Genomic DNA, 20,552 nt, shown 5'->3' on the forward strand with positions numbered 1-20,552 from the left:
ATAAGTACAACAGAGCATGGCTTGATGCGACCAGGTTCTCTGAGTATTCTTTAATGTGAGGATTATCTGGGGTCCTGTGGAAGAACTGACAAAAAGTGGGATTTCAAGATTTAGCCCAACAATCCGTGCAATTTTATTGCAAATAATTAAAAATGAACGCGTTACTTAAGTAACTTTCCAAAAATGCTGCTTTAAATGTTTTTCCAGTTCCTCAACCATTGTTGCAATATTAATATCACCATTACTTTTTTTAAAACTGTACTTTCCGGTAAAGGCAATATGCGCCCAAGCAATAGGTGATATTCTAATAAATTCATCAATAATGTTTTGGCTAACTCCTTCTTTAAGCATTTTTTCATAAATAGTATTCAAAATAATACCGTTGTAGGCAATGATACAGTTTGCAACAAGTCTTACTGCATGTGCACTGACTCGATTATTAACAATTTTCTTTCCCTTAAAGACCCCACGATAAACTTTCCTAATGAGACCTTGCAATTGGTGATAAGCCTCTGTTCGATTTCTTGCTGCACGTATGGCCTTCCTAAGCGCCATGTTATCTATTAAATTTAATACATGCGTAGTTTTTAATATTTTATTGTACTCAAAAAGTGCTTTTTTTAATCTTCCATACCGAGCAGAAGAGTTTATTTTTTTAACGATGATGCTCTGAGTATTTTCCTGCAAAAGTAAGGAGAGTAAAACCCGTAATATCCCTCTTTCCTCAGATTTAATCAGACCTTTATTAATAACCCCACTAGGACGAATAATTCCAGTGTAGTGATCAACTGATTTAACTGAAAACAAATCATTTGTCGCTTCTTTAACATTTTTTATACTTGGAACATATTCAATATCTATTGAATCCAGTATAACAAAATTGAGTTGATTTAAAGAGTGGTTGTCTCCAGTCACCATGTCAATATCAATGTCTGTCTTATTGCCAAAGATTACATCATAGAGACAGTGTCCTTCATACTCGTTAGGTCCAATATTCTTGGCATTCACAGCAACAAAATTTGCAATTAATGTATACACAGAAAGCCCAGGTTCCTTACCAAGAAATTTTTTTGAATATCTTGACTGAATTGTACTTTCACTAGTTGGAAGCTTTTGCCCGTCTGCATCAGCTAATAATTGTAAATCCATTAAATTCCATTGTTTAAAAATAGGCAATGAATGGAGTAAATTGCTTGCTATATCATTCGCAGGGCATAAAGTATCCACACGAATGAAATCTTCATGAGTTGATCGCAAAAGATTATGGCTAAGATCTGACATATCAGCCATTTTTTCCTCACCAATACCAAAGGCATCGGACAGTACGCACGCATTAACAACCAAAGGAACAGGCTTTCTTTTTTTATGATAACGGGTTTTCATGTGGGTAAATGCACGCCACATATCAACGTGATTACCAATATGCATAGTAATATCAGGGATTTCTACTTGTGTGAGGGTCTTAAAAAAAGCATCATCTAGCTTATCCAGGCTATCGTAGCCTAGACTCCACTCTTGCTCACCAGATTTAGTTTCTTTTATCAGAAATCCAGGATTTTCGCCAAGACTAATGCGTTTTGTTGCCCTATCCCACGTGTTATCTAGGACGTTAAGCACTTCATCTAAGTGCTCACTGCAATAGATTGGAATATTTGGATAACCAAATTCATGGGCTATTTTTTCTACATCATCCACTAACGCATCATCAATTAAATCATGGTCTATGTCACAATAAGAGACACTTTCATTGCAACAGAGCAGTCCTTTATCTAAACGACGATACATTTTTTGATAGACAAAAAATTCAAATAAATGGGGATCTACATGCTCATCAGTTGGATTTGCTTTCAAGTAAGGAATCATTGTTTTAGAGATGGCGTCCTCCAAATCCTTTGGCAGCTTAAATGATGATGGACTTTTATCAGCACCATAGTGTTTTTTGAGTAAATCGATAAGCCTCATAATATCGCTGTCTTTTTTATAAAATACGAGCGGTACTGCTAACATAATAGGCCGGAGATACAATGCAATTTGCCTTGATGATTCCAGAAAAAATGCCCATTTGGCTGCTTTTTTATCAAATACACTGCCTTCCAAAAATTGTGCAAGAGCAGGGAACTGTTCCACTGGTAAAATATTATAAGCTTGGTGGTTTAGCTCATCATGGGTTAAATTATGCTTACGATTTGGAAACCATTTTAGAAATCGAGCCAATTTTGGTAAGTCAACAACCAAACCTGAACTATGCTCAGCCATTGCCTTTTCAGCATATATTTTACCCTCATTCATTATACCTCTGGTGTGATATATAAAGCTGGTAATTAAGTGATCCATAATTTGTTGATAACGATGATATACAAAACACAAAGCTTGAAGCCATTGTTGTGGCTTACTTAAACGTCTGAGCCTAGAAGCCGCGTACTGTTCCGCTAAATCAGCATAATAGCGAATAGAGTTCTTGGATATTTTGAGTCTTGGGAGGAAGCTTTTTGCAAAATCATATAATTCGGCAAGTCTCAAGGCCTTATCTACCTCAGCCTTGATAGCCTTATATTTAAAATTCTTCTGATCCAACCGGATTACATTCAATGGAGTTATCCCATCCTCTTTATTGATTAAAACCGACAGTTGTTCTTTTTTTGATTCTGGAATAACTGAAATAAGTGCATCAAGTCGAGCATCTTCTATTGAATATGCATTGGTAAACATATCCTGTATGGTGCGATACGAAGGTAAAACAATCTGTTGATTACTAAAGTAGTTTAATAATTGTCGTAGAGCATCATGTCCTTTTGGGTACAGCTTGATCAGCTCACTTAAATGAAGCTGAATTTTGGGCTCATACGGTGGCTGCCAATCTTTAAAGCCAAACAACAAGAGAATATCAGTTTTTTGTTTTTGATAAGTTTTAAAATCGATTTGACCTGTAAGTCCTAGTAGGTGTTCCCCGAAATATTTTCCTAAAATAAATTGTGAGTCATTATCTTGGCCTAAATTAAATTTATAAAACTGTTGCTTGGCCTTAAAATACCCAAGCAATCGAATAAAATAAATCTGTGCCTTCGTAGTGCGATATTTTTTGACGATGAGCATTTCCTCATCCGTTATTGAAAAATACAACTCTCGTTCAGCTTTATTAAATTCAGGGATAGCATAAATGGCTTCAATTTCTTGATCAGATAACAGGTTTATTCGATTAGGGCTATACATTAATTACTTGGATACCTATTATTGAAAACGTTCGTTTTTGAGTAGATTAAACTACGTTAGGGTAGATCCCCGTTTTTATTGGATTCTGTTATTCTCAATAACCATTCTTGATATTGCTTTCTTACTGCATTATACTTGATATGAGTTTTGAGAAAAGAGGACAACGAGTAAATGCCAACAATTAGTGCATTTTATGGAATACTGATTCAAATGTTTTGGGGTGATCATGCGCCACCTCACTTTCATGCCTTATATGCAGAATATGAAGTGCTCATTGATATACATACACTTGAAGTAATTAGGGGCTCTATGCCTCGTCGAGCATTGGCTTTAGTATTGGAATGGGCATTTGCACACCGCGCAGAGTTACTTGAGGATTGGACATTATGCGAACAAAATCAGTCACCAAAGAAAATATCGCCCCTGGAATAGTATGCACTGCTCCTTGGCGTTTAACAAAAGTAAAACCACTACAAAATTATGAAATTGAAGTCGAATTCAATGATGGCACACATGGTTTTGTTGAAATGATTACATTAATAATGAGTGAGCGAGCGGGCATTTTTGCTGCACTTAAAGATAGAGACGTCTTTAATCAAGCCCATCTTGAATATGGGGTATTAACTTGGCCTGGAGAAATTGACTTAGCACCAGATGCGATGCACGATGCAATCAAACAAAAGGGTCGCTGGGTTTTATCATAGAGGATTTGTTATGTTGGTTGGTTATGCGCGTGTTTCAACAATTGATCAAAATCTGGAACTTCAACTTTCTGCATTGAAGGAAGTGGGCTGTGAGAAGCTATATCAAGATCACATATCAGGAACCAAAGCAAATCGCCCAGGTCTCGATCTAGCTCTTGAAGTATTGAGAAAAAATGACACTTTGGTTGTTTGGAAATTAGATCGATTAGGACGAACTGTTAAAGGATTGATTGACTTAGTTAATCATTTGCATCAGAAAGAAATCCACTTTAAAAGCATTACCGATAATGTCGATACGTCCACACCAGCAGGCCGTTTCTTTTTTCATGTTATGGCAAGCCTTGCACAAATGGAACGTGAATTAATGGCCGAACGAACTAAAGCGGGCTTAGCTGCTGCGAAAGCAAAAGGTAGAGTTGGTGGTCGTAAACGAAAAATGACTCAAAGCAAAATTGAGTCGGCTAAACAATTACTGTCTTCTGGCTCGTTACCTCGGGATGTTGCACAAAATCTTGGGATATCTATACCAACTTTGTATCGATGGATACCTGCTTCTAACCAGGGATAGGAAACAAAGCTCCGTATAGTTACTATAATAATAGAATAATTCTTACAAAACAAAACCAGAGAAAGACCATGCCTGAACCTATTGCCTATATATATAGACAAGCTCGCGACTCCAAGGGGAAGATTAATGCTGATGCTTTGGGTAGTCTGATACCTAAAGACACGGTGGAAGAAACAATGGAAGGTGATCGCATTCTTTATATTCATCAGCCACCCTCTACTGAAACTCAACCAGGAGTTTTAATACTCATGGATGGCGAACAAGAAATGCGGCCAGGGGATTCTGTTAAATCTACCCCTGCAATTTTAGATGAGTTGTGTAAAAAGAAACAAATATCTCCACAAGTCACTGTATATATTCCTGCACCGGAGGATAGGATAGGTGAGTACGCTTGTAATAAAGAATTCGCTGATTTTTTAAGTAATAAACTTGTCCCTCTGCTTCAAGAACCTCCATTTGGATGTAGTAAACGCCGAGAACAAACAACAATAGGTGGCACCAGCTTTGGTGGGCTTGCAGCAACACATGCTGCACTTACAAATCCTGAAACATTTGGTAATGTTCTTTCTCAATCAGGTGCTTTCTGGTGGAATAAAGATTGGAAAGGATTTGATAAATTTGAGGAGTGGGGAAAGGCAGCCAAAACATCAATACTTGAAACAACTAAACAAGCAACGGCGATGGCGTGGTTGAGTAAAATACCTCATAAAGATGGCTTGCCAATAAAATTTTATCTAAGTGGTGGTGAAATTGAGGAAGGTAAAACTCCTAGTTTAAATGGTGAATCATTCCCTGGAGCAATTACATTAAACAAGGGGTTGAGTTTACAGTTAGCCGAACGTGGACATATTGTAAAAACAGAAATTAAAAGAGGAGACCATAATTACGACTCTTGGCAAGCTGATAAACCAACGGCGTTGCGAACGTTGCTCCCTAAACCAACACCACAGTTAATATCCGAGAAAGAAAAAACAAACCAATATAGAGATCATGTTAGAGAAATGAGGCGACCTGAGCCAGGATATATGGCACCTACAGAGTCATCTAAGGCAAAAGAAAGAGAAAAATTTAGTCCTTTGCACACAACACCAAAACCATGGAAATAATACATATCAATGGCTATTATTTTTATTTCCTAGCGCTTTAATTAAAACCGAATTAATTGTTGGGGTTTTCCTGAAATCCCACTTTTTGTCAGTTCTTCCACAGGACCCCTATCTGATTCCATTTTTAATAACTCAGCAAAACCCACAATCCCGGTTAATGGAGTGCGGATGTCGTGGCGCATGTTCTCCATAAACTCTGTTTTGGCTTGGTTTGCTGCTTCAGCAGCTTCCTTGGCAAGGTTTAATTCTAACTCTCTTTGTTTTATTTCGGTGATATCAACAGCGATTCCAGTTACCCCATAGCAGGTTCCTTGTGTGTCAAAAAGCGGGAACCCTCTATCCAGTATCCAGCGGATAGAACCATCGGGTCTGATGATGCGATAGTGTTCCTCATAGCGAGCCTTTTCTCCTTCAACTTGAATTTTTCTAGCCATTTCATGAATGGGATGATGGGTTTTTGCATCTTCGGGATGTAAAAAAGTAATCCATAGTTCTGGGTTGTGGTAAAGCTCTTGTCTTGGCCTTCCCCATATTTTTTCATAAGAGGGGCTGATGTATTTTATTGCACTGAAATCAGGACTGCTAATCCAATACACTTGGTCACTGAATTCGGTATATTTTGATAAAAAGTCACCGACATTATCTAAATTGAGTAGAAACATAGAATAAGCATCCATGTCATTAATCCTAATTTAGTTAAATTTTAGCACATAAGTTATAATTAATGATTACAAGACTTTAACGAACAGGGTTGAATTATGTTAACACCAGAAGGATCAGATGCAGGAAATATAGACAGAATCATGCTCTTATCGATGTGGGCAAAACACCTGGATACAGAACAGATAAAGCAAAAACTGATTTATGCTGGAATGGGAAAGCCTACCTTTCGTATCAATCCTTATATGGTTCAAGCGTTTGTTGCCTATTGGGACTGCATCCAAAAAAGGCTGGGAGATCTTATCAATAAGACAACGGATGAGCATGTTGCCATAGATTATGGAGATCCTCGTGGAGAGGAACAAGCTTTGCTGGACATGGCTAAAGCAATGACCCAATGGTATTCCACGGAAGTCTCTACAAAAGACCTCTTGTTCACCGTGGGAGGTGCGGGTGCTTTAAAAGTAATTTTTGACACATTTAATGAACCAGGGTCCCATTCACCTCAATATCGAGTGATCACGCCATTTCCTTATTACACCTTATATGCAAATGAGCGTCACATATTACATCCCATTGAGGTGATGAATGAGTCTGGATATCGTTTGAGTCTTAATAACCTTAGAACAAGCATCGAAGATGCGAAAAAAGCAGCCAAACTCGATGGCATTCCCCCGAAAGTCCTATTGTTGTGTAATCCCAATAACCCCTTGGGTACGGTGTTATCGGTAGACGAGTTAGGTTATGTGGCTACTGTACTAAGAGAACATCCTGATTTAAATTTAGTGATTGACGAGGCGTATGCCGAAATGGTTTGGTTAGATGAAAAACCGACTTCAATCCTTGAGCTGGCTCCAGACCTTAAAGAGAGAGTCACTATTTTACGTTCGGCAACAAAAGCACATTCAACGGCCGGAGAGCGAATGGCGCTACTCATGAATTTTAATCCGGAACGTATGACCCAATATCGTACTAAGAATATTTCAATGATTGGCCATGCGCCACGCTCGGCGCAAATAGCATATGCCTCTGCCATGAGCCATTTTAATGATAAAGAAGCCAATGAGTTACGCGTCTTTTATGAACCGAAACTTCGCTTTGTCCAACAAAAGTTAGGTGAACTGAACGCGTTAATGCCGGATCCAGAATATAGGATTGAGGGCACTTTTTATGTGATGGCTGATTTAAGTGACTTAATAGGGATGGACATACCTATTGAAGCCTCCGCGGCCCTTGGGCATGGGGGGGCTGTGAACACCTGTGAGGAGTTAGTGTATAGCTTACTTTTTAAAGAATCCATCATGCTTGCCCCGAGTCAATATTTTGGATTAGCGCCTAGCTCGGCCTTTTGCCGCATCACGTGCAGTGGATCTGAAGAGGATTTATCTACGTTAATGGATAGGCTGGGTCGCTGCTTACTGACAGAGCGCGTAAACCAGAGAAAAAAGCTTCTGTTGGCTATTGAAGATGAATTACAGCCCTTGGAGTTATCGCATCCACTGATTTATCAGCGCCATAAAGCATCCCTTGATGCGTTTAAAGAGGAAACAAAAAACCATGTTGAACTAGTAGAACAGAACAAAGCGTTACAGATGGTGTTATCTGAGGTGAAAGAACATATCCTGTCGTTAACAGGAAAAAGTGAGCCCCTTAGGACAGAAGCCTCTCAAAGTTTCTTCATGCAACACCAGGACAACACGCTTGAGAAAAAAATAAAAAAGGAGATGGATGCTGAATGGATAGTTTTTATTGATGAAATAGCTTCAGAAGGTCCCTTAAAAGAATATTTATTGAATTTACCTCCCAAAGAACGCATGAGTTTTAAACCTTGGACTGAACGCTTAGCATTAAAACAAATAGGAGATGCCCCTTTTGTGCATTAAACAGTTGCATGAAACGCTTAGTGCTTGGAAACGTGCACGCCCATTATCGCTCCTGTAACTGATGGCTACATGGCCTCAGGAGTTGGCTTTCAACAGCCACTTTGATGTTGTTTAATGGACTTCAATTTCTGGAGCCGTGCCATACTCTTCTTGAGGGTATAGAAAATTCAAATAGTAAAAGAATGATTTTTGTACAGCAATATTATTGTAGTTTATGACTGTTTTTGTTGTGAATCAGGGAAGAGGGATAGAACCAAGAATAAATTTACCCCAAAATGGGATGTAAATTGTCGAATTTTTGAAAAAGAGGCTTTTCAATTGCTGCTCTTTTGTTAATCCGCTCTGCGTAACAGAAACATGAAGATGCACATGCCAGTTAAGCGTTCTACCAAAGGTATGTAGGGCCATAAAGATCCCCTTTGCTTTGGCTAATTTATTGAAAATTTTTCCCACAAGCCCGGGCAGCTGATTCAGCAGGTGGCGGTTTACCAGAAATAAATCACTTATGGCTTTGGGCATGGTAAAGGTAATGTGCTGCCATGGGCAGGGTGGAGGCAGTTCTTTATTCTTTTGCAGCCAGTTGTCCGTGCAATTTTGCCACAGGCACTGCAGCCCCGATCTTTACAACTGAAGTGGACTCGATTTTCATGGGTACACGAGGGATTAGAGCAATGATAATGCGCATGGCCGCGCATGTAATGACGGCCCCTTAGTATTTTATTGATGCTGTAATCCACGCTCTCTCTGATTCCACCAAACTCTGAATAAAACTACGGTAGTCGGCCTGTGCACCTACGGAGCCTTGAAGATATAATTTTATAAGCTGTGGTAGGTTTTTTGCTTGAACTCCTGTCATAATATTGGAGCGATGTGGCTCTACAGTGGAAATAGAGATAGAAAGCTCATGAGCTATTTGCTTATTTAATTTGCCCGTCGATAATGAGTTTGATTATTTGCTGTTCTCGTTTAGATAAAATGCTGAAGCGTTTATTGAGTAGATGTAGTGATTCATTACTAACGGACCGATTAATATGTTTTTACACTTTATCCAAAAGTATTTGTTCGTTAAATGGCTTCAATAGAAAGTCTTTGGCACCAAGTTTCATCGCCCTTACGGCCCTGGGGATTTCCCCATATCCAGTAATGACGATTACGGGTAAAAATATTTTTTGCTGCCTTAGTTTCTCTAAAAGCTCTAATCCACTGATATCTGGCTGTGATAAACAACCCAGCTTTTAGGGGACTATAACTTGTATTAAAGAAAGCAGATTAAGTATTTGACGTATCATCTAAAATAAAGGTCACTTGTGGCCTTTGTCGATTGCCTCCATGAAACAGATTCCTTTCCCCAGTGAGCCGTAATGACTTACCCACTCCTTGCGATGGAGAATGAACCACAAAAATACAAAGTGGGGTATTACCCCCATTCGTGTCAAAATTTACGGTTTAAGAAAAAACAAATTAATATCAGTTATCAAAGCCCTCAAAACTGGCTATTCCCCTAATATAATCATGTAGAACTGGGTTAAATTACAGACTCGGTACAAATGCGAACTGGAAACGTGATTTTGATTTAATTTAGTACTAATTCGGTTTGAAGTTAATTACGTTATCTAATAAATATTCAGAGTTATTTAAAACAAGTAAATTACTATAAAATATAGATTTTATATGGGCTATGGCTGTATCAGTATTGATGAAATTAAGCAATGGCATACCAATAACTGATCGCATAATTATGCGATTGTACTACAAATTAAAATGACTAATGTTAATACCCCCACAAGCAATAACAAGAATAGATTCTAATGGTTGAATAATCGGGTGATTATCATAGACCACAGACATCGAAGCTCCACTTGAAAGCTCTACCAACATACGCTGATCTTTTGCAAAAGCACGACTGCCTTGTTCTGCGTCCGTATCGCTGACGATTATGTTTTTAATAACATGCTCTTTTGTCCATTGCATGAGTCTTGGTGTAACACTTTTTGCTCCTAGGCTAGTTGCTTTACTAGTAATTGTCGATAATGTAACTCGGTGATCGGCCTTTACTGATTGAAAAAATGCATCAGCGCCCGCTGTTTCAACAGCAATTAATGGTACATCATTCCAACCTTGTTGACGCATGCCTTTTAGAACACCGCAAGCTAATCCACCACCGCCTACTGACACAATAACCGCATCAGGGGGTTGAATGCCTTGCGAGACAACTTCCTCAATTATTGTCGCATGTCCATCCCATAACATCGGGTGATCAAAGGGAGGAATATAGGCAGCGGCATGTTTTTTAGCAAAAACTTCTGCCGCCTGATGGGCTTCATCCCACACAGAGCCTGCAACAATAACTTCCGCACCATATGATTTAATTGCGTCAACGTAGATAGCATGGCTGCTACTTGGAATAAAAACCGTCGTTGGCACCTCTAATTTCATTCCGCAATAAGCTACGGCAACACCTGCATTGCCCCCTGATGAAGCCACAAAAGACCTGACACCCTTCTGCCATTCATGTTGACATAATTTGCCAATACCACGGAGTTTAAACGAACCAGGTGGTTGAAGTAATTCCAGCTTGAAGTGAATTTGTTTTCCTAAAATGTTTTTAAGGTGTTGCGATTGAATTAATGGTGTTTTGATATGGAGTGGTTTCATCAGATATTGATCCAAAATAAAGTTAGTTAATGGAAAAATTTATACCGAGACTGTTTTTTAATGCATTTCGATAGACAACTTCAGCTACACTTAAATCCTGGATTGCGAGACCAACCGATTTAAATACCGTGGAATGATTTTTATAATCCATATCTTTACGCAATAGCCATTGACCAATCTCAATGATAGTTTCTTTTTTTAATGTATTTTGCTCAACAGCTTTGATTACTTCCCCAGACTCCGATAGCACAGCTTCCAATTGATCAACAAAAACAACTGAATGACCTAAGACATCCTGACTAATTTCTTGCATAGATCTAGAATGCGATCCTATGGCATTAATGTGGACATAGGGTTGAATATCGTTTAAATGAATTAATGGTTCGGTGCTACTGGTTGCTGTACAGATGATATCGGCATCTCTCACGGCCTGTGAAACATGTTCATAGACCTTAATGTCATATTGCTTCTCTAATTTTTTAGCAAACTCTTCCGCATTCTTCATATTTCGTGACCATATGGAAACACGCGTAATATTACGGACTGCAGTCACTGCCTCAAGTTGAGTCAGTGACTGGGCTCCAGATCCAATAATGGCGACATGATTTGCATTGTCCCGTGCAAAATACTTCGTTGCCAATCCAGAAACAGCACCTGTTCTCAAGGACGTTAGATAGGCTGCATCCATCAAGACCTTTGGTTCACCGGTGCTTGCATCGAGTAGCATAATAAAGCCAGTAATAGATGGCATATTTTTAGCAAGATTATTAGGAAAAATAGAAACCACTTTCAAACCTAAAGTCTTATCCTGTGCTAAGTAAGCTGGCATTGTCAGTGTTAGCGCTTTTTCCTCATCAATAGAAATGGCTGTTCTCAATGGCAACTTGACTTGTTGATTGGCTAATTGAGTAAATGCACGCTCCATTGCATCAATTGCCTGACTCATAGTGATACTTTGTTTTACTTCACCTAAGGATAACAGTCGAAGGCTCATTCGTTTTTCCCCTCTATTTTTATAAATATACTGACGACTTTACAGATCTAGTTATGGTAAAAAAATATGACCTTGTAAATATAGTTGGCATGAGCCCGACAATAAAACCCGATCCCTGGCTACTTCACACAATAATTCTCCTTTTCGCTTTAATCCCTGTATTGCATGAATTTTGTTCTTACCTAAACGACTACTCCAATAAGGCGCTATAACACAGTGCGCCGATCCAGTTACCGGATCTTCGGGCACATCACAGCCAGGGTAAAAACAGCGTGAGTACACATCCGCCTGACTTGCTGGTGCGGATAGAATCACACCACGATTGTTTAGCTCGCTAATTGCATACAAATCTGGTCTGGCCTCTTTTACATCGAGTTCATTTTCAAGGATTATCAACAAATCAAAGGTACTTTCGTACACCTCCACCGGTCGAACTTTAAGAGCCTTTAATAAGGAAGGTAATGGGGTTATTTTAGTATACGGCAGCGCCGGGAAATCCATCTGTAATAAACTGGCATTTTTCTTCACTCGCAGTTCACCACTTTTACTATTAAAAACAATTTGTTCTTTTTTATGACCTAAGAATTCAAAAACAACGAAAGCACTTGCTAGTGTCGCATGACCGCATAATGCTACTTCAGTATTAGGTGTAAACCAGCGAATCTGATAATGTTCGTCTTCAGGAAGAATAAAAGCAGTTTCAGAAAGATTATTTTCAGCGGCAATCGATTGCATTTGATCATCACTTAACCAATGACTCAATGGGCAGACTGCAGCTGGATTTCCACCAAATAATTCGGAAGAGAAAGCATCAATTTGGTATATCGGTTGTTTTTTCATAAAGTCTCCTAGATTGACTAGATTATATTAACATAGCCTGCTAATATATAGCAAGCTATGTTAATATAATGAGGTTATAAATAATAATGAATACATCTACCTTACTTAAAAAAGCCAATCGTCTCCTAATTAAGAAAGCGAATGAATTATTAAAGCCACACGGAATAACCCATGCCTATACTTATTTTCTAATGGAGCTTTATCAGCAAGATGGGTTAACCCAGTCCGAGATGCATAAACGCATTGGTATTGAACAACCCACCGCTGTAAGAACTCTAGATAGGATGGAGCGAGATGGATTAATTTTACGTGAGCAAAGTCCCACAGACAGACGCGCCTTATTCATAAAGCTTACTGATAAAGGCAAACGATATAAGGAGATTATCTTAGGCTGTGCTAAAGAACTTAATGATTTTTCATTGAGGGGCTTCACAGACAATGATAGAGCCTTATTTAATCAGTTAATTAATCGACTTAATTCTAATTTAGATAGTTGATAGTGAATCGGCTGCACCTAGAATAACTAATCGTATAATGCGCCTTATACGATTAGTTTGATGCTAACTCATCGTATAACTCGTGTCTTTATGGTAAATTATCTCTATAAAATCTAATCGCATAATTATTAATGACTAAAAATACCTATATTGAAAACTACATGGCCTACCAAAAATCAACTGATAAGTCTCCAGCGACCCTAGCAAGCTATCGAAGCGATTTAATGCAATTTGCCATTTGGTTTGAATCTATTAATAAGGTTGAAATGGGGCTGGTCAATATTACACCAACCGATACGCGCCAATACAAACAACAGTTAATTGATTCTAATCTCAGACCACAAACCATCAACCGCCGGCTATTGTCATTGAAATATTTTTTGGAATGGGGATGGGATACTAAGCGGATTAAATACCGTTTTCCCTTACCAAAGACAGTAAAACAATCTCAGGTAATACCTAAATGGTTGACGAAGCTTCAGCAGAATCAATTACTGCGCCACATAGAACATCATGGGAATACAAGAGATCTCGCTATTGTTAAAATTCTATTAAATACAGGCTTACGTGTTAGCGAACTATGTAGTATAAGATGGGCGCATATTGTTATGAGTGATAGAAAGGGGAAATTATTAGTGAATGCTGGCAAAGGGTGTAAGTACCGTGAAGTTCCTCTAAATAAAGATGCACGCCAGGCGTTTTTAGATTTGGATCAAAAAACACATGCCGGTAGCGATGCTTATGTGTTCCTTGGTCAACGAGGTGTTCTATCCCCCCGTGCTATTCAGCTGCTGTTAAAAAGGCTAAATATTCCTGCTGAGCTGGGAGCAATATCACCACACCAGTTTAGACATACTTTTTGTAAAAATCTGGTGGATGCAGGGATTAGTTTGGAAAAAGTAGCCTCACTTGCCGGTCACGAGCGATTAGATACCACAAAATTATATTGTCATCCGTCTTTTGCTGATCTTAGTGATGCAGTAGAGCGAATTGGAGAGCTTGATTAATGAGTTTTATAGAAGTTCTTCCAGATCATGAAGTTAAACGATTTAGTAGACCACCCGTTTTTGTCGCTGAAGATAGGAAACAATATTTCAAATTGGATGAAATAGTTTCTGTATTACTGAAAAATGTAAAAGATCCATGCAATAAAGTAGGTTTATTGCTCCAATATGGCTACTTTAGAGCAAGCGGTAAATTCTATATGCAAAAATTGTTCAAAGTAGGTGATATTAAATTTGTAGCAAAAACCCTTGGTATTGAATTATCAAGTGCTTCTCTTTCGGATTATATCGATAGGACACGTCAAAAACACAGGTTATTGATTCTTGAAGGTTGTGGCCACGTCGAGTTTTCCAATGCGGAAGCTTTTTTTGAGGAAGCTGTTGAAGACATGGTTAACCAGCAAATGCATCCGCGAAAATTATGTTATTTAATCGTTGAAAGGTTACGCAACAAAAAAATTGAATTACCGAGTTATGACCGGATTGTTAAAACAATTACCGAGAAATTTAATGCATTTGAAAAAAATACGCTGCAGACAATGTCCAATGTTATCACTCCGGTTCATCAGGAAGCATTAGATCATCTCACAATTACAACTGGAGAATATTACGAGCGCCCCTTGTTGACGCAACTAAAAACCATAACGCAATCTATGAGACCCAAACAAATCAAGCATGGTATTCGAAATTTTCTTATCATTAAAAAATTATTCAACGAGATAAAACCGATCATAGATGCTCTATCTTTATCAGCAGAGGCCACTAAATATTATGCACAATGGGTCATTAAAGCAAAGGTGACACAGATAACGGATATGGTTGAATCCAATAAACGTTACTTATATTTGGTTGCATTCATCGATCATACTCATAGGATGTGGCAAGATACTCTGGTTGATATTTTATTAAAAAGTGTCCAACAACAATTGAACAAAGCAGCTAAAAAGTTAGACAATATAATAAAAGATCGTGCGCCTGATAAAAATAAATTATCAGCTTCAGTTTTGTCTGGCTTTAATGAAACCCAATCAACGGTGAATGCAGTCAGGACAGTATTACATGACAATTTATTGAATGATAATGAAAAAATTGAAAGGCTATATAAAATAGTCCCAGAAAAAATAGTTAATCCATCATTAATTCAAGCGGTATTGGATGCCGATAAGCTTAAAGACCAGATAAACAGCGAGGACGATGAGGCAGACCAGTTTGATATTTTGACCACTCTTTCAGTAAAATTACAAAACCGGGTTGCGGATATTGTAAAGCACCTCGATTTTGAAGTAGGTAATAATGCAGATCCCCTGTATTCAGCATTAGCCCACTATCAATCAGAGAAAAATATTACTTCAACGGCTCCTAATGAGTTCTTGGACGATCATGAGTACAAGGCAATTTATAAAAATAATAAATTTAACATCTCGCTTTATAAAGCACTCTTGTTTTGCAAAATAGCTAGTGCCGTTAAATCTGGAAAAATCAGTCTGTTACGATCTTATCGTTACTTATCGATTGAAGGTTACTTAATCGATGAACAATTCTGGCAAGAAAACAAACAGGCGCTTCTTGAAAAATTTGGACTTTCTAATTTCAGTGATATAGAACAAGTCCTACCGAGACTCAGTACTTTGCTGAATAAACAATATATTGATGTAAATGAACGTATTCTTCATGGTAAGAATCAGTATGTTACCGTTAAAAAAGAAGGCGGCTTTTCAGTGTATACCCCTGCAGTTGAAAAACCAGATTATGATTCAATTACAACAATCATAGGAAAAGATAGATATGTACCAATTCTTCAGATGATGGCGGAAATGAACGGGCTTTCTAAATTCACATCAAACTTTACGCACCATAAGATCAAAGACTCCAAAGAAAATCCTGAGAATGAAATATTTTATGCAGGAATTTTTGCTTTAGGGAGCAATATAGGGCTGCATAAACTTGCTAATACGGCTGTTGGTATTAATTACAATACCCTCTCAAATGCCGTCAACTGGTATTTCTCATTAGAAAATTTACACATGGTTAACCAGACCTTAACCGACTTAATGGCAAAATTATGGTTACCAAATAAATTTAAACGTGAGAAAAGTTTATTACATACCTCCAGTGATGCCAAAAAACAATGTGTATCAGTAGAATCATTAAATGCTAATCACTCTTACAAATATTTTGGCAATGGCAAAGGAGCAAATGTTTATCGATTTATTGATGAGCGTGGTATTTTATTTTACACAACGGTATTCAGTAGTTCAGAGCGGGATGCAGCTTCTGTTATTGATGGCTTACTGCATAATGACAGCATCCAAAGTGATATGCATTCCACAGATACACACGGCTATACTGAGATGATTTTTGCAGTCTCTCATTTAATTGGAGTAACTTTTGCACCGCGAATAAAAGATATTTCATCAATAAATTTAGCCAGTTTTAACAAAATAAAACCAAAATCAGCCAAGGTAGAATATCCTGTCACCCCAGGTCATTACATCAAAGAAAGTAAAATCAGAAGAAATTGGGATACCATATTGAGATTGATTGCAACCATTATGCTTAGGAAACACCGAGCATCAACGATTTTGAAAAGGCTCAGTGCATATGACAATCAACATCCATTGGAAGAAGCCATCAAAGAATTTGGTCGAGTTATCAAATCTATCTTTATTCTGAAATACATTGATGATGTCACCTTGCGACAAACGATTGAAAAACAATTAAATAAAGGCGAGTTAGCTAATAAATTCGCATCTGCCGTTTCATTTGTAGGTGATGATATCACTGAAGCCTATCGAGAGGATCAAGAAATATCAGCTATGTGCAAAACCATTATCCAGAACATCATCATTCTATGGAATTATATAGAACTGACAAAAATAATTATGCGATCAGATAATGAGATGAGAAAAGTCTTGCTCGAGAATATTACCAGCGCATCGATCCTAACCTGGCAACATGTAAACCTATATGGGACGTATGATTTTAGTAATTTACTGAGTGCAAATGACCCGGATTACTCGTTAGATGAGGTGATTAATTTTACTGCAGCTTAGTGTTATATATGAGCAATATTGAGTTTCCAGTTCGCATTAGTACCGAGTCTGTAATTTAAGCCAACAATCGTTAATCGCTCTATGCCCATCATAAAAGTATCCTAGTTTCCAGTTAAGGTAATCAAGCTTTGAACTTTCATAGCTTCGCTCTTTCCAATCAATGTCTTTTATTGTGCAACCGAAAGGGAGAGAGATAACTTTAGTTCGAATATCGTCAGGAGTTTGTAATTCTAAAAAATTACGGTCAAATTGAGCATTGTGACATATGATTACATGGGTACCATTAAGTACTTGTAAAACAAAATCCCAATTAATTGTTTTTCCAACTACATCTTCGTTCCGAATACCCGTAATTTTAGTAATTTCTGGAGGTATTGGTTTTCCTGGATCGTTGAGTTCGTTATAAGAATGCTTAATTTCAAGAATTCCTTCCTCGTTGGAAAATGAAAATGAAAGCAACCCAATTTCAATGATTTCATCCTGGGTGGCATCGATACCCATTGTCTCCAAATCAATAATGGCCGCGACAAATACCTTAGATGCAGGTCCAGGAACAATGTTGTTTAGCTGCATTGGCACTCGTTTTAAAACTTGAAAGTCGGGATGTTTTGATAGTGTATTAATGGCTTGTTCAATCATAAGAATATTTAGGGTTTATTAAAAAATTTCAGATAGGTTAAATGGTAACGCAGAATTTAAAAGGGCGTTAGTATTAAGGAGCCTTAATTCGATTTTTGTGAACACGAATCTGAACGAAAATTGAAAGGTATGGTTCCATAGGGCACCGTCAATTAAATTATTGTTCTAGACTGTAATTTATTTATCGGAAAAATAGAATGTTAGAATAAAACGAAAAATATGACTAAAAACTGTCCGGAAATTTCTGAGGTTCCGGGCTAGAACCTCAGAATGCTGGTGTCCAGTTTTTCGAGGAAGGATCAGGTTAGTTAATAATCGATAGCTTGGACACAGCGCACCCTAACAAAGGGGTAGCCTTTCCAGTCAGGATAGCTCAAACCGTTGGCGAAATACTTATACAGTGCCCTACCTGCATCGACCTCGGTTGAAGTCCATAAGGAATCGGTGGTGAAACCACCAAAGCCAGGTACGTACAAGTTGTTATACACTGCGTCGAGCTCATCCGTTGCCGGTAAATACCAAGTCCCAGAAGGCACGGTCATACCTGATGAGATGGTATTGAGGTAACAATACCCTGCCGCATTGGTTGGAGGATCTTGTGCGCCAATTGAATTAATAATTATATAAGTGTTGCCCAAAGCATTTAAATATTGCCCGTCTGTGTTTGAGGTGGCGCCAGTCAGGGGGCAAGTCCCTAGAGTGCAACCACTCGCATCCCACAAAATATTAGTGCTACTATCTGCAGTATCAACAACATAAGAGGTACCCGTAGTAGTACTCGTTGGTGTGACTGAGTAAACCAAATAGCCTTGATAACTGAACGCAATTGCGGGTGATTGCACGGCCGGAGTAACATTATCCGCAGCAAAAGCTATGGTATTGGTTACATTGGGCTGGCTTGCGTTAAAGGTTAGAGTGCAGGTATTTCCAGGTCCAGGGGCTGGAGCAATATCCCCACAGCTTCCACTTGCATTTACCCCATTCCATCCCGAAGGAAGGGAGTAAGTAACATTATAGGCTGTAGTGCTTCCTGTGTTGGTTATCTCGAGTTGTACACCAGCTACCGGTGGGCTGACAGCAATCACCGCAGGAGAAGTAAGCGCAGTAATGCTTAACGTAGTTGCTGTAGCTGGGATTACCGTGATGTCTTCCATTATAACATTGGTGTTACTACCTGCAATCGTTGCCGAAGTGTTTCCAAGAGATGTACCCGAAGTAAAGGTTAATTGGCAGGTGTCATTTGGCGCCATAGGTGATGCACAGCTACCTGAAACATTAATGCCAAGGCCTGGTGCAGTTGAAATACCCACCTCATATGCATCAACAGGACCATTATTGGTAATCGTCACTATTTGGCTCGCACCTCCTTGGGCAAGGTTGAATACAGTAGGAGTAGCGCTAATAGTCGCTTGGTCTACTGATACCGAAACAGAAACTACATTGGTATTACTGCCTTTAATTGCAATACTAGTAGATGACATGACGCCTGATGCGGTGAAGGTTATGGTACAGGTACCCCCTGGTGCGACTGAACTGCAATTGCTGTAGCTTGCATTTAATGCCCCACCAGTCCCACTTAAATCTGCAGCAATGTTATTGGCATTTATCAAAGAAGAGGCGTTATTGGTGATGGTAATAATTCCGGTATTGCCGGGGGGTACTGTAGTTAAATTTAGCGAGGTCGGTGACGCGTTAATTATCGCCTGAGAGGGCGTGCTGGAATTTAAATGAATTGTAGTCGAGGTGGTATTGTTGGTGCTAAACAGGCAATAGCCATTGGGATAAGGGGTACAACCTGTTGCAGTATACCCCGGGGTCAGTACTTTAATTCCTGCGGCAGGATATTGATGCACTGCTGTAGATCTAATATGTAAATCCTCAGCGTTAACATGATATTTTTGGCACGATAAAGGGCCTTTACCGTTTAAGCATAAAATGATATCGACTGAGGCGGCAGTCCCAGATTCTGCAATATTAAATAGAAGTCCTGATTTGGCATACGTCATTGAGCTAAGCATTATCATTATGGCAATGAATAGATTATTCCCCAATTGTTTCATTCTCTGTCCTTAATTTCTTGATGGTTATTCTTGTGAGGAGCCAACGACCGAATTTGGGTTGGCAGATTGCCCTGCTAACAACACCCTACGCTTAATAAGCATTAAAAGAACTCCTTTTGCATTTATAAAATATTTGGAACGGAGCACTAACATAACAAGAAAACAGTATAAATAAAACATACCATACGAAATGTGATTGAATTCAATTGATTGCAACTAATCAGGCTTTCCCTTAAGAAACAAGCTAGCTACATCTTAAATAGTGCGTCGATGCGTTCATTGATTGCCAGGCTTGATTGAAATGGTGAGATTCGATTAAAGAAACAGCAATATCCATTTGTCTAGCTATTTTCTCACTGTAATCATTTGTATGTCTTGCTATATGAATAGAGCGGCTCGGATGTTGATTAGCTTGTGTAGGCAAATAAATTTTATTTATTCGGGAATTATAATTTTCCAGATAATTGCCAAAGCTCATAATTTGCTGTTTGCCGGTTTTTATTACTGACAATGTGATGGTATTGAAAACCTGGGGTTATCGCTGTGCGATTAAATGACTCAGGGTTTTGATTTACATTAGCCCGAGTCTGCAGGTTTACCCCACCATACACAAAAAATGAATAACGGGACAAGCCGTCAGTTGACTCTTTTTCTTCACGTCTAATGCTTGCAGGGACCC

At 38.5% G+C, this 20,552-nt stretch carries 18 protein-coding genes and 2 pseudogenes; 8 read left to right on the plus strand and 12 right to left on the minus strand.

Annotation, left to right across the window (positions count from 1 at the left end):
* Positions 1–165: 165 nt before the first annotated feature.
* Positions 166–3,210, minus strand: coding sequence for a Tn3 family transposase (locus tag J2N86_RS14765; protein ID WP_252578683.1), 3,045 nt, complete (start codon positions 3,208–3,210; stop codon positions 166–168).
* A 171-nt stretch (positions 3,211–3,381) separates the two neighbouring features.
* On the opposite strand from J2N86_RS14765, the gene J2N86_RS14770 reads away from it, so the two are divergent.
* The 4 genes from J2N86_RS14770 to J2N86_RS14785 all read left to right on the plus strand — a co-directional run bounded on the left by J2N86_RS14770 (position 3,382) and on the right by J2N86_RS14785 (position 5,588).
* Entirely contained in the window at positions 3,382–3,642 is a 261-nt protein-coding gene (locus J2N86_RS14770) for a DUF4160 domain-containing protein (protein ID WP_252578685.1), read from the plus strand.
* Entirely contained in the window at positions 3,597–3,914 is a 318-nt protein-coding gene (locus tag J2N86_RS14775) for a DUF2442 domain-containing protein (RefSeq protein ID WP_252578686.1), read from the plus strand. The genes J2N86_RS14770 and J2N86_RS14775 overlap by 46 nt, the downstream gene beginning before the upstream one ends.
* A 10-nt stretch (positions 3,915–3,924) precedes the next feature.
* A complete protein-coding gene (locus J2N86_RS14780; RefSeq protein ID WP_252578687.1) occupies positions 3,925–4,482 on the plus strand; it encodes a recombinase family protein in 558 nt (185 codons plus the stop codon).
* A 68-nt stretch (positions 4,483–4,550) separates the two neighbouring features.
* Entirely contained in the window at positions 4,551–5,588 is a 1,038-nt protein-coding gene (locus tag J2N86_RS14785) for an alpha/beta hydrolase (protein WP_252578688.1), read from the plus strand.
* A gap of 41 nt (positions 5,589–5,629) precedes the next feature.
* Here the strand turns inward: J2N86_RS14785 and J2N86_RS14790 are convergent, their stop codons facing one another.
* A complete protein-coding gene (locus J2N86_RS14790; RefSeq protein WP_252582474.1) occupies positions 5,630–6,265 on the minus strand; it encodes a sensor histidine kinase in 636 nt (211 codons plus the stop codon).
* 81 nt (positions 6,266–6,346) lie between these two features.
* Here J2N86_RS14790 and J2N86_RS14795 point away from each other — a divergent pair, with 81 nt between their 5' ends.
* The gene (locus tag J2N86_RS14795) at positions 6,347–8,131 is read left to right on the plus strand and encodes an aminotransferase class I/II-fold pyridoxal phosphate-dependent enzyme (RefSeq protein WP_252582475.1); all 1,785 of its coding nucleotides are present in this window, start codon (positions 6,347–6,349) and stop codon (positions 8,129–8,131) included.
* A gap of 285 nt (positions 8,132–8,416) precedes the next feature.
* Here J2N86_RS14795 and J2N86_RS16365 read toward each other — a convergent pair.
* The 6 genes and pseudogenes from J2N86_RS16365 to J2N86_RS14820 all read right to left on the minus strand — a co-directional run.
* Positions 8,417–8,901: pseudogene (locus J2N86_RS16365) on the minus strand (transposase zinc-binding domain-containing protein); the annotation flags it as partial.
* Positions 8,841–9,059, minus strand: a pseudogene (locus tag J2N86_RS14800) (LuxR C-terminal-related transcriptional regulator); the annotation flags it as partial. The pseudogenes J2N86_RS14800 and J2N86_RS16365, both read right to left, overlap by 61 nt.
* A gap of 109 nt (positions 9,060–9,168) precedes the next feature.
* The gene (locus J2N86_RS14805; RefSeq protein WP_322790928.1) at positions 9,169–9,363 is read right to left on the minus strand and encodes a response regulator transcription factor; all 195 of its coding nucleotides are present in this window, start codon (positions 9,361–9,363) and stop codon (positions 9,169–9,171) included.
* A 517-nt stretch (positions 9,364–9,880) separates the two neighbouring features.
* Entirely contained in the window at positions 9,881–10,786 is a 906-nt protein-coding gene (locus tag J2N86_RS14810) for a pyridoxal-phosphate dependent enzyme (RefSeq protein ID WP_252582476.1), read from the minus strand.
* Positions 10,787–10,808: 22 nt separating this feature from the next.
* The gene (locus J2N86_RS14815) at positions 10,809–11,780 is read right to left on the minus strand and encodes an ornithine cyclodeaminase family protein (RefSeq protein ID WP_252582477.1); all 972 of its coding nucleotides are present in this window, start codon (positions 11,778–11,780) and stop codon (positions 10,809–10,811) included.
* 51 nt (positions 11,781–11,831) lie between these two features.
* Positions 11,832–12,620, minus strand: coding sequence for a PhzF family phenazine biosynthesis protein (locus J2N86_RS14820; protein WP_252582478.1), 789 nt, complete (start codon positions 12,618–12,620; stop codon positions 11,832–11,834).
* An 86-nt stretch (positions 12,621–12,706) separates the two neighbouring features.
* Here J2N86_RS14820 and J2N86_RS14825 point away from each other — a divergent pair, with 86 nt between their 5' ends.
* From J2N86_RS14825 to J2N86_RS14835, 3 genes are all read left to right on the plus strand, one after another.
* Positions 12,707–13,117, plus strand: coding sequence for a MarR family winged helix-turn-helix transcriptional regulator (locus J2N86_RS14825; protein WP_252582479.1), 411 nt, complete (start codon positions 12,707–12,709; stop codon positions 13,115–13,117).
* Between the two features lie 131 nt (positions 13,118–13,248).
* Positions 13,249–14,124: a tyrosine-type recombinase/integrase gene (locus J2N86_RS14830; RefSeq protein ID WP_252582480.1), complete on the plus strand. Its 876-nt coding sequence runs from the start codon at positions 13,249–13,251 to the stop codon at positions 14,122–14,124.
* Positions 14,124–17,174, plus strand: a complete 3,051-nt coding sequence (locus J2N86_RS14835) for a Tn3 family transposase (protein ID WP_252582481.1) — start codon at positions 14,124–14,126, stop codon at positions 17,172–17,174. Before J2N86_RS14830 ends, J2N86_RS14835 begins: the two co-directional genes overlap by 1 nt.
* Before the next feature lie 36 nt (positions 17,175–17,210).
* Here J2N86_RS14835 and J2N86_RS14840 read toward each other — a convergent pair whose 3' ends face one another.
* The 4 genes from J2N86_RS14840 to J2N86_RS14850 form a co-directional block, all read right to left on the minus strand.
* Complete coding sequence (locus tag J2N86_RS14840) at positions 17,211–17,747, minus strand: exonuclease domain-containing protein (RefSeq protein ID WP_252582482.1); 537 nt, start codon at positions 17,745–17,747, stop codon at positions 17,211–17,213.
* 374 nt (positions 17,748–18,121) lie between these two features.
* Positions 18,122–19,873 carry a COG1361 family protein gene (locus J2N86_RS14845; protein WP_252582483.1) on the minus strand — a complete coding sequence of 584 codons (1,752 nt, stop codon included), beginning with the start codon at positions 19,871–19,873 and terminating at the stop codon, positions 18,122–18,124.
* Positions 19,874–20,117: 244 nt separating this feature from the next.
* A complete protein-coding gene (locus J2N86_RS16305) occupies positions 20,118–20,351 on the minus strand; it encodes an AHH domain-containing protein (RefSeq protein WP_407659002.1) in 234 nt (77 codons plus the stop codon).
* Positions 20,320–20,505 carry a hypothetical protein gene (locus tag J2N86_RS14850; RefSeq protein WP_252582484.1) on the minus strand — a complete coding sequence of 62 codons (186 nt, stop codon included), beginning with the start codon at positions 20,503–20,505 and terminating at the stop codon, positions 20,320–20,322. Before J2N86_RS14850 ends, J2N86_RS16305 begins: the two co-directional genes overlap by 32 nt.
* Positions 20,506–20,552: the final 47 nt, after the last annotated feature.

This window comes from Legionella lytica (assembly GCF_023921225.1).
GTDB lineage: Bacteria > Pseudomonadota > Gammaproteobacteria > Legionellales > Legionellaceae > Legionella > Legionella lytica.

What these genes read in the sequence shown, in the direction of transcription:
- J2N86_RS14765 (WP_252578683.1), bottom strand. Translation starts at nt 3,210, where the DNA reads ATGTATAGCCCTAATCGAATAAACCTGTTATCTGATCAAGAAATTGAA.
- J2N86_RS14770 (WP_252578685.1), top strand. Translation starts at nt 3,382, where the DNA reads ATGCCAACAATTAGTGCATTTTATGGAATACTGATTCAAATGTTTTGG.
- J2N86_RS14775 (WP_252578686.1), top strand. Translation starts at nt 3,597, where the DNA reads ATGCGAACAAAATCAGTCACCAAAGAAAATATCGCCCCTGGAATAGTA.
- J2N86_RS14780 (WP_252578687.1), top strand. Translation starts at nt 3,925, where the DNA reads ATGTTGGTTGGTTATGCGCGTGTTTCAACAATTGATCAAAATCTGGAA.
- J2N86_RS14785 (WP_252578688.1), top strand. Translation starts at nt 4,551, where the DNA reads ATGCCTGAACCTATTGCCTATATATATAGACAAGCTCGCGACTCCAAG.
- J2N86_RS14790 (WP_252582474.1), bottom strand. Translation starts at nt 6,265, where the DNA reads ATGGATGCTTATTCTATGTTTCTACTCAATTTAGATAATGTCGGTGAC.
- J2N86_RS14795 (WP_252582475.1), top strand. Translation starts at nt 6,347, where the DNA reads ATGTTAACACCAGAAGGATCAGATGCAGGAAATATAGACAGAATCATG.
- J2N86_RS14810 (WP_252582476.1), bottom strand. Translation starts at nt 10,786, where the DNA reads ATGAAACCACTCCATATCAAAACACCATTAATTCAATCGCAACACCTT.
- J2N86_RS14815 (WP_252582477.1), bottom strand. Translation starts at nt 11,780, where the DNA reads ATGAGCCTTCGACTGTTATCCTTAGGTGAAGTAAAACAAAGTATCACT.
- J2N86_RS14820 (WP_252582478.1), bottom strand. Translation starts at nt 12,620, where the DNA reads ATGAAAAAACAACCGATATACCAAATTGATGCTTTCTCTTCCGAATTA.
- J2N86_RS14825 (WP_252582479.1), top strand. Translation starts at nt 12,707, where the DNA reads ATGAATACATCTACCTTACTTAAAAAAGCCAATCGTCTCCTAATTAAG.
- J2N86_RS14830 (WP_252582480.1), top strand. Translation starts at nt 13,249, where the DNA reads ATGACTAAAAATACCTATATTGAAAACTACATGGCCTACCAAAAATCA.
- J2N86_RS14835 (WP_252582481.1), top strand. Translation starts at nt 14,124, where the DNA reads ATGAGTTTTATAGAAGTTCTTCCAGATCATGAAGTTAAACGATTTAGT.
- J2N86_RS14840 (WP_252582482.1), bottom strand. Translation starts at nt 17,747, where the DNA reads ATGCAGCTAAACAACATTGTTCCTGGACCTGCATCTAAGGTATTTGTC.
- J2N86_RS14845 (WP_252582483.1), bottom strand. Translation starts at nt 19,873, where the DNA reads ATGAAACAATTGGGGAATAATCTATTCATTGCCATAATGATAATGCTT.
- J2N86_RS16305 (WP_407659002.1), bottom strand. Translation starts at nt 20,351, where the DNA reads ATGAGCTTTGGCAATTATCTGGAAAATTATAATTCCCGAATAAATAAA.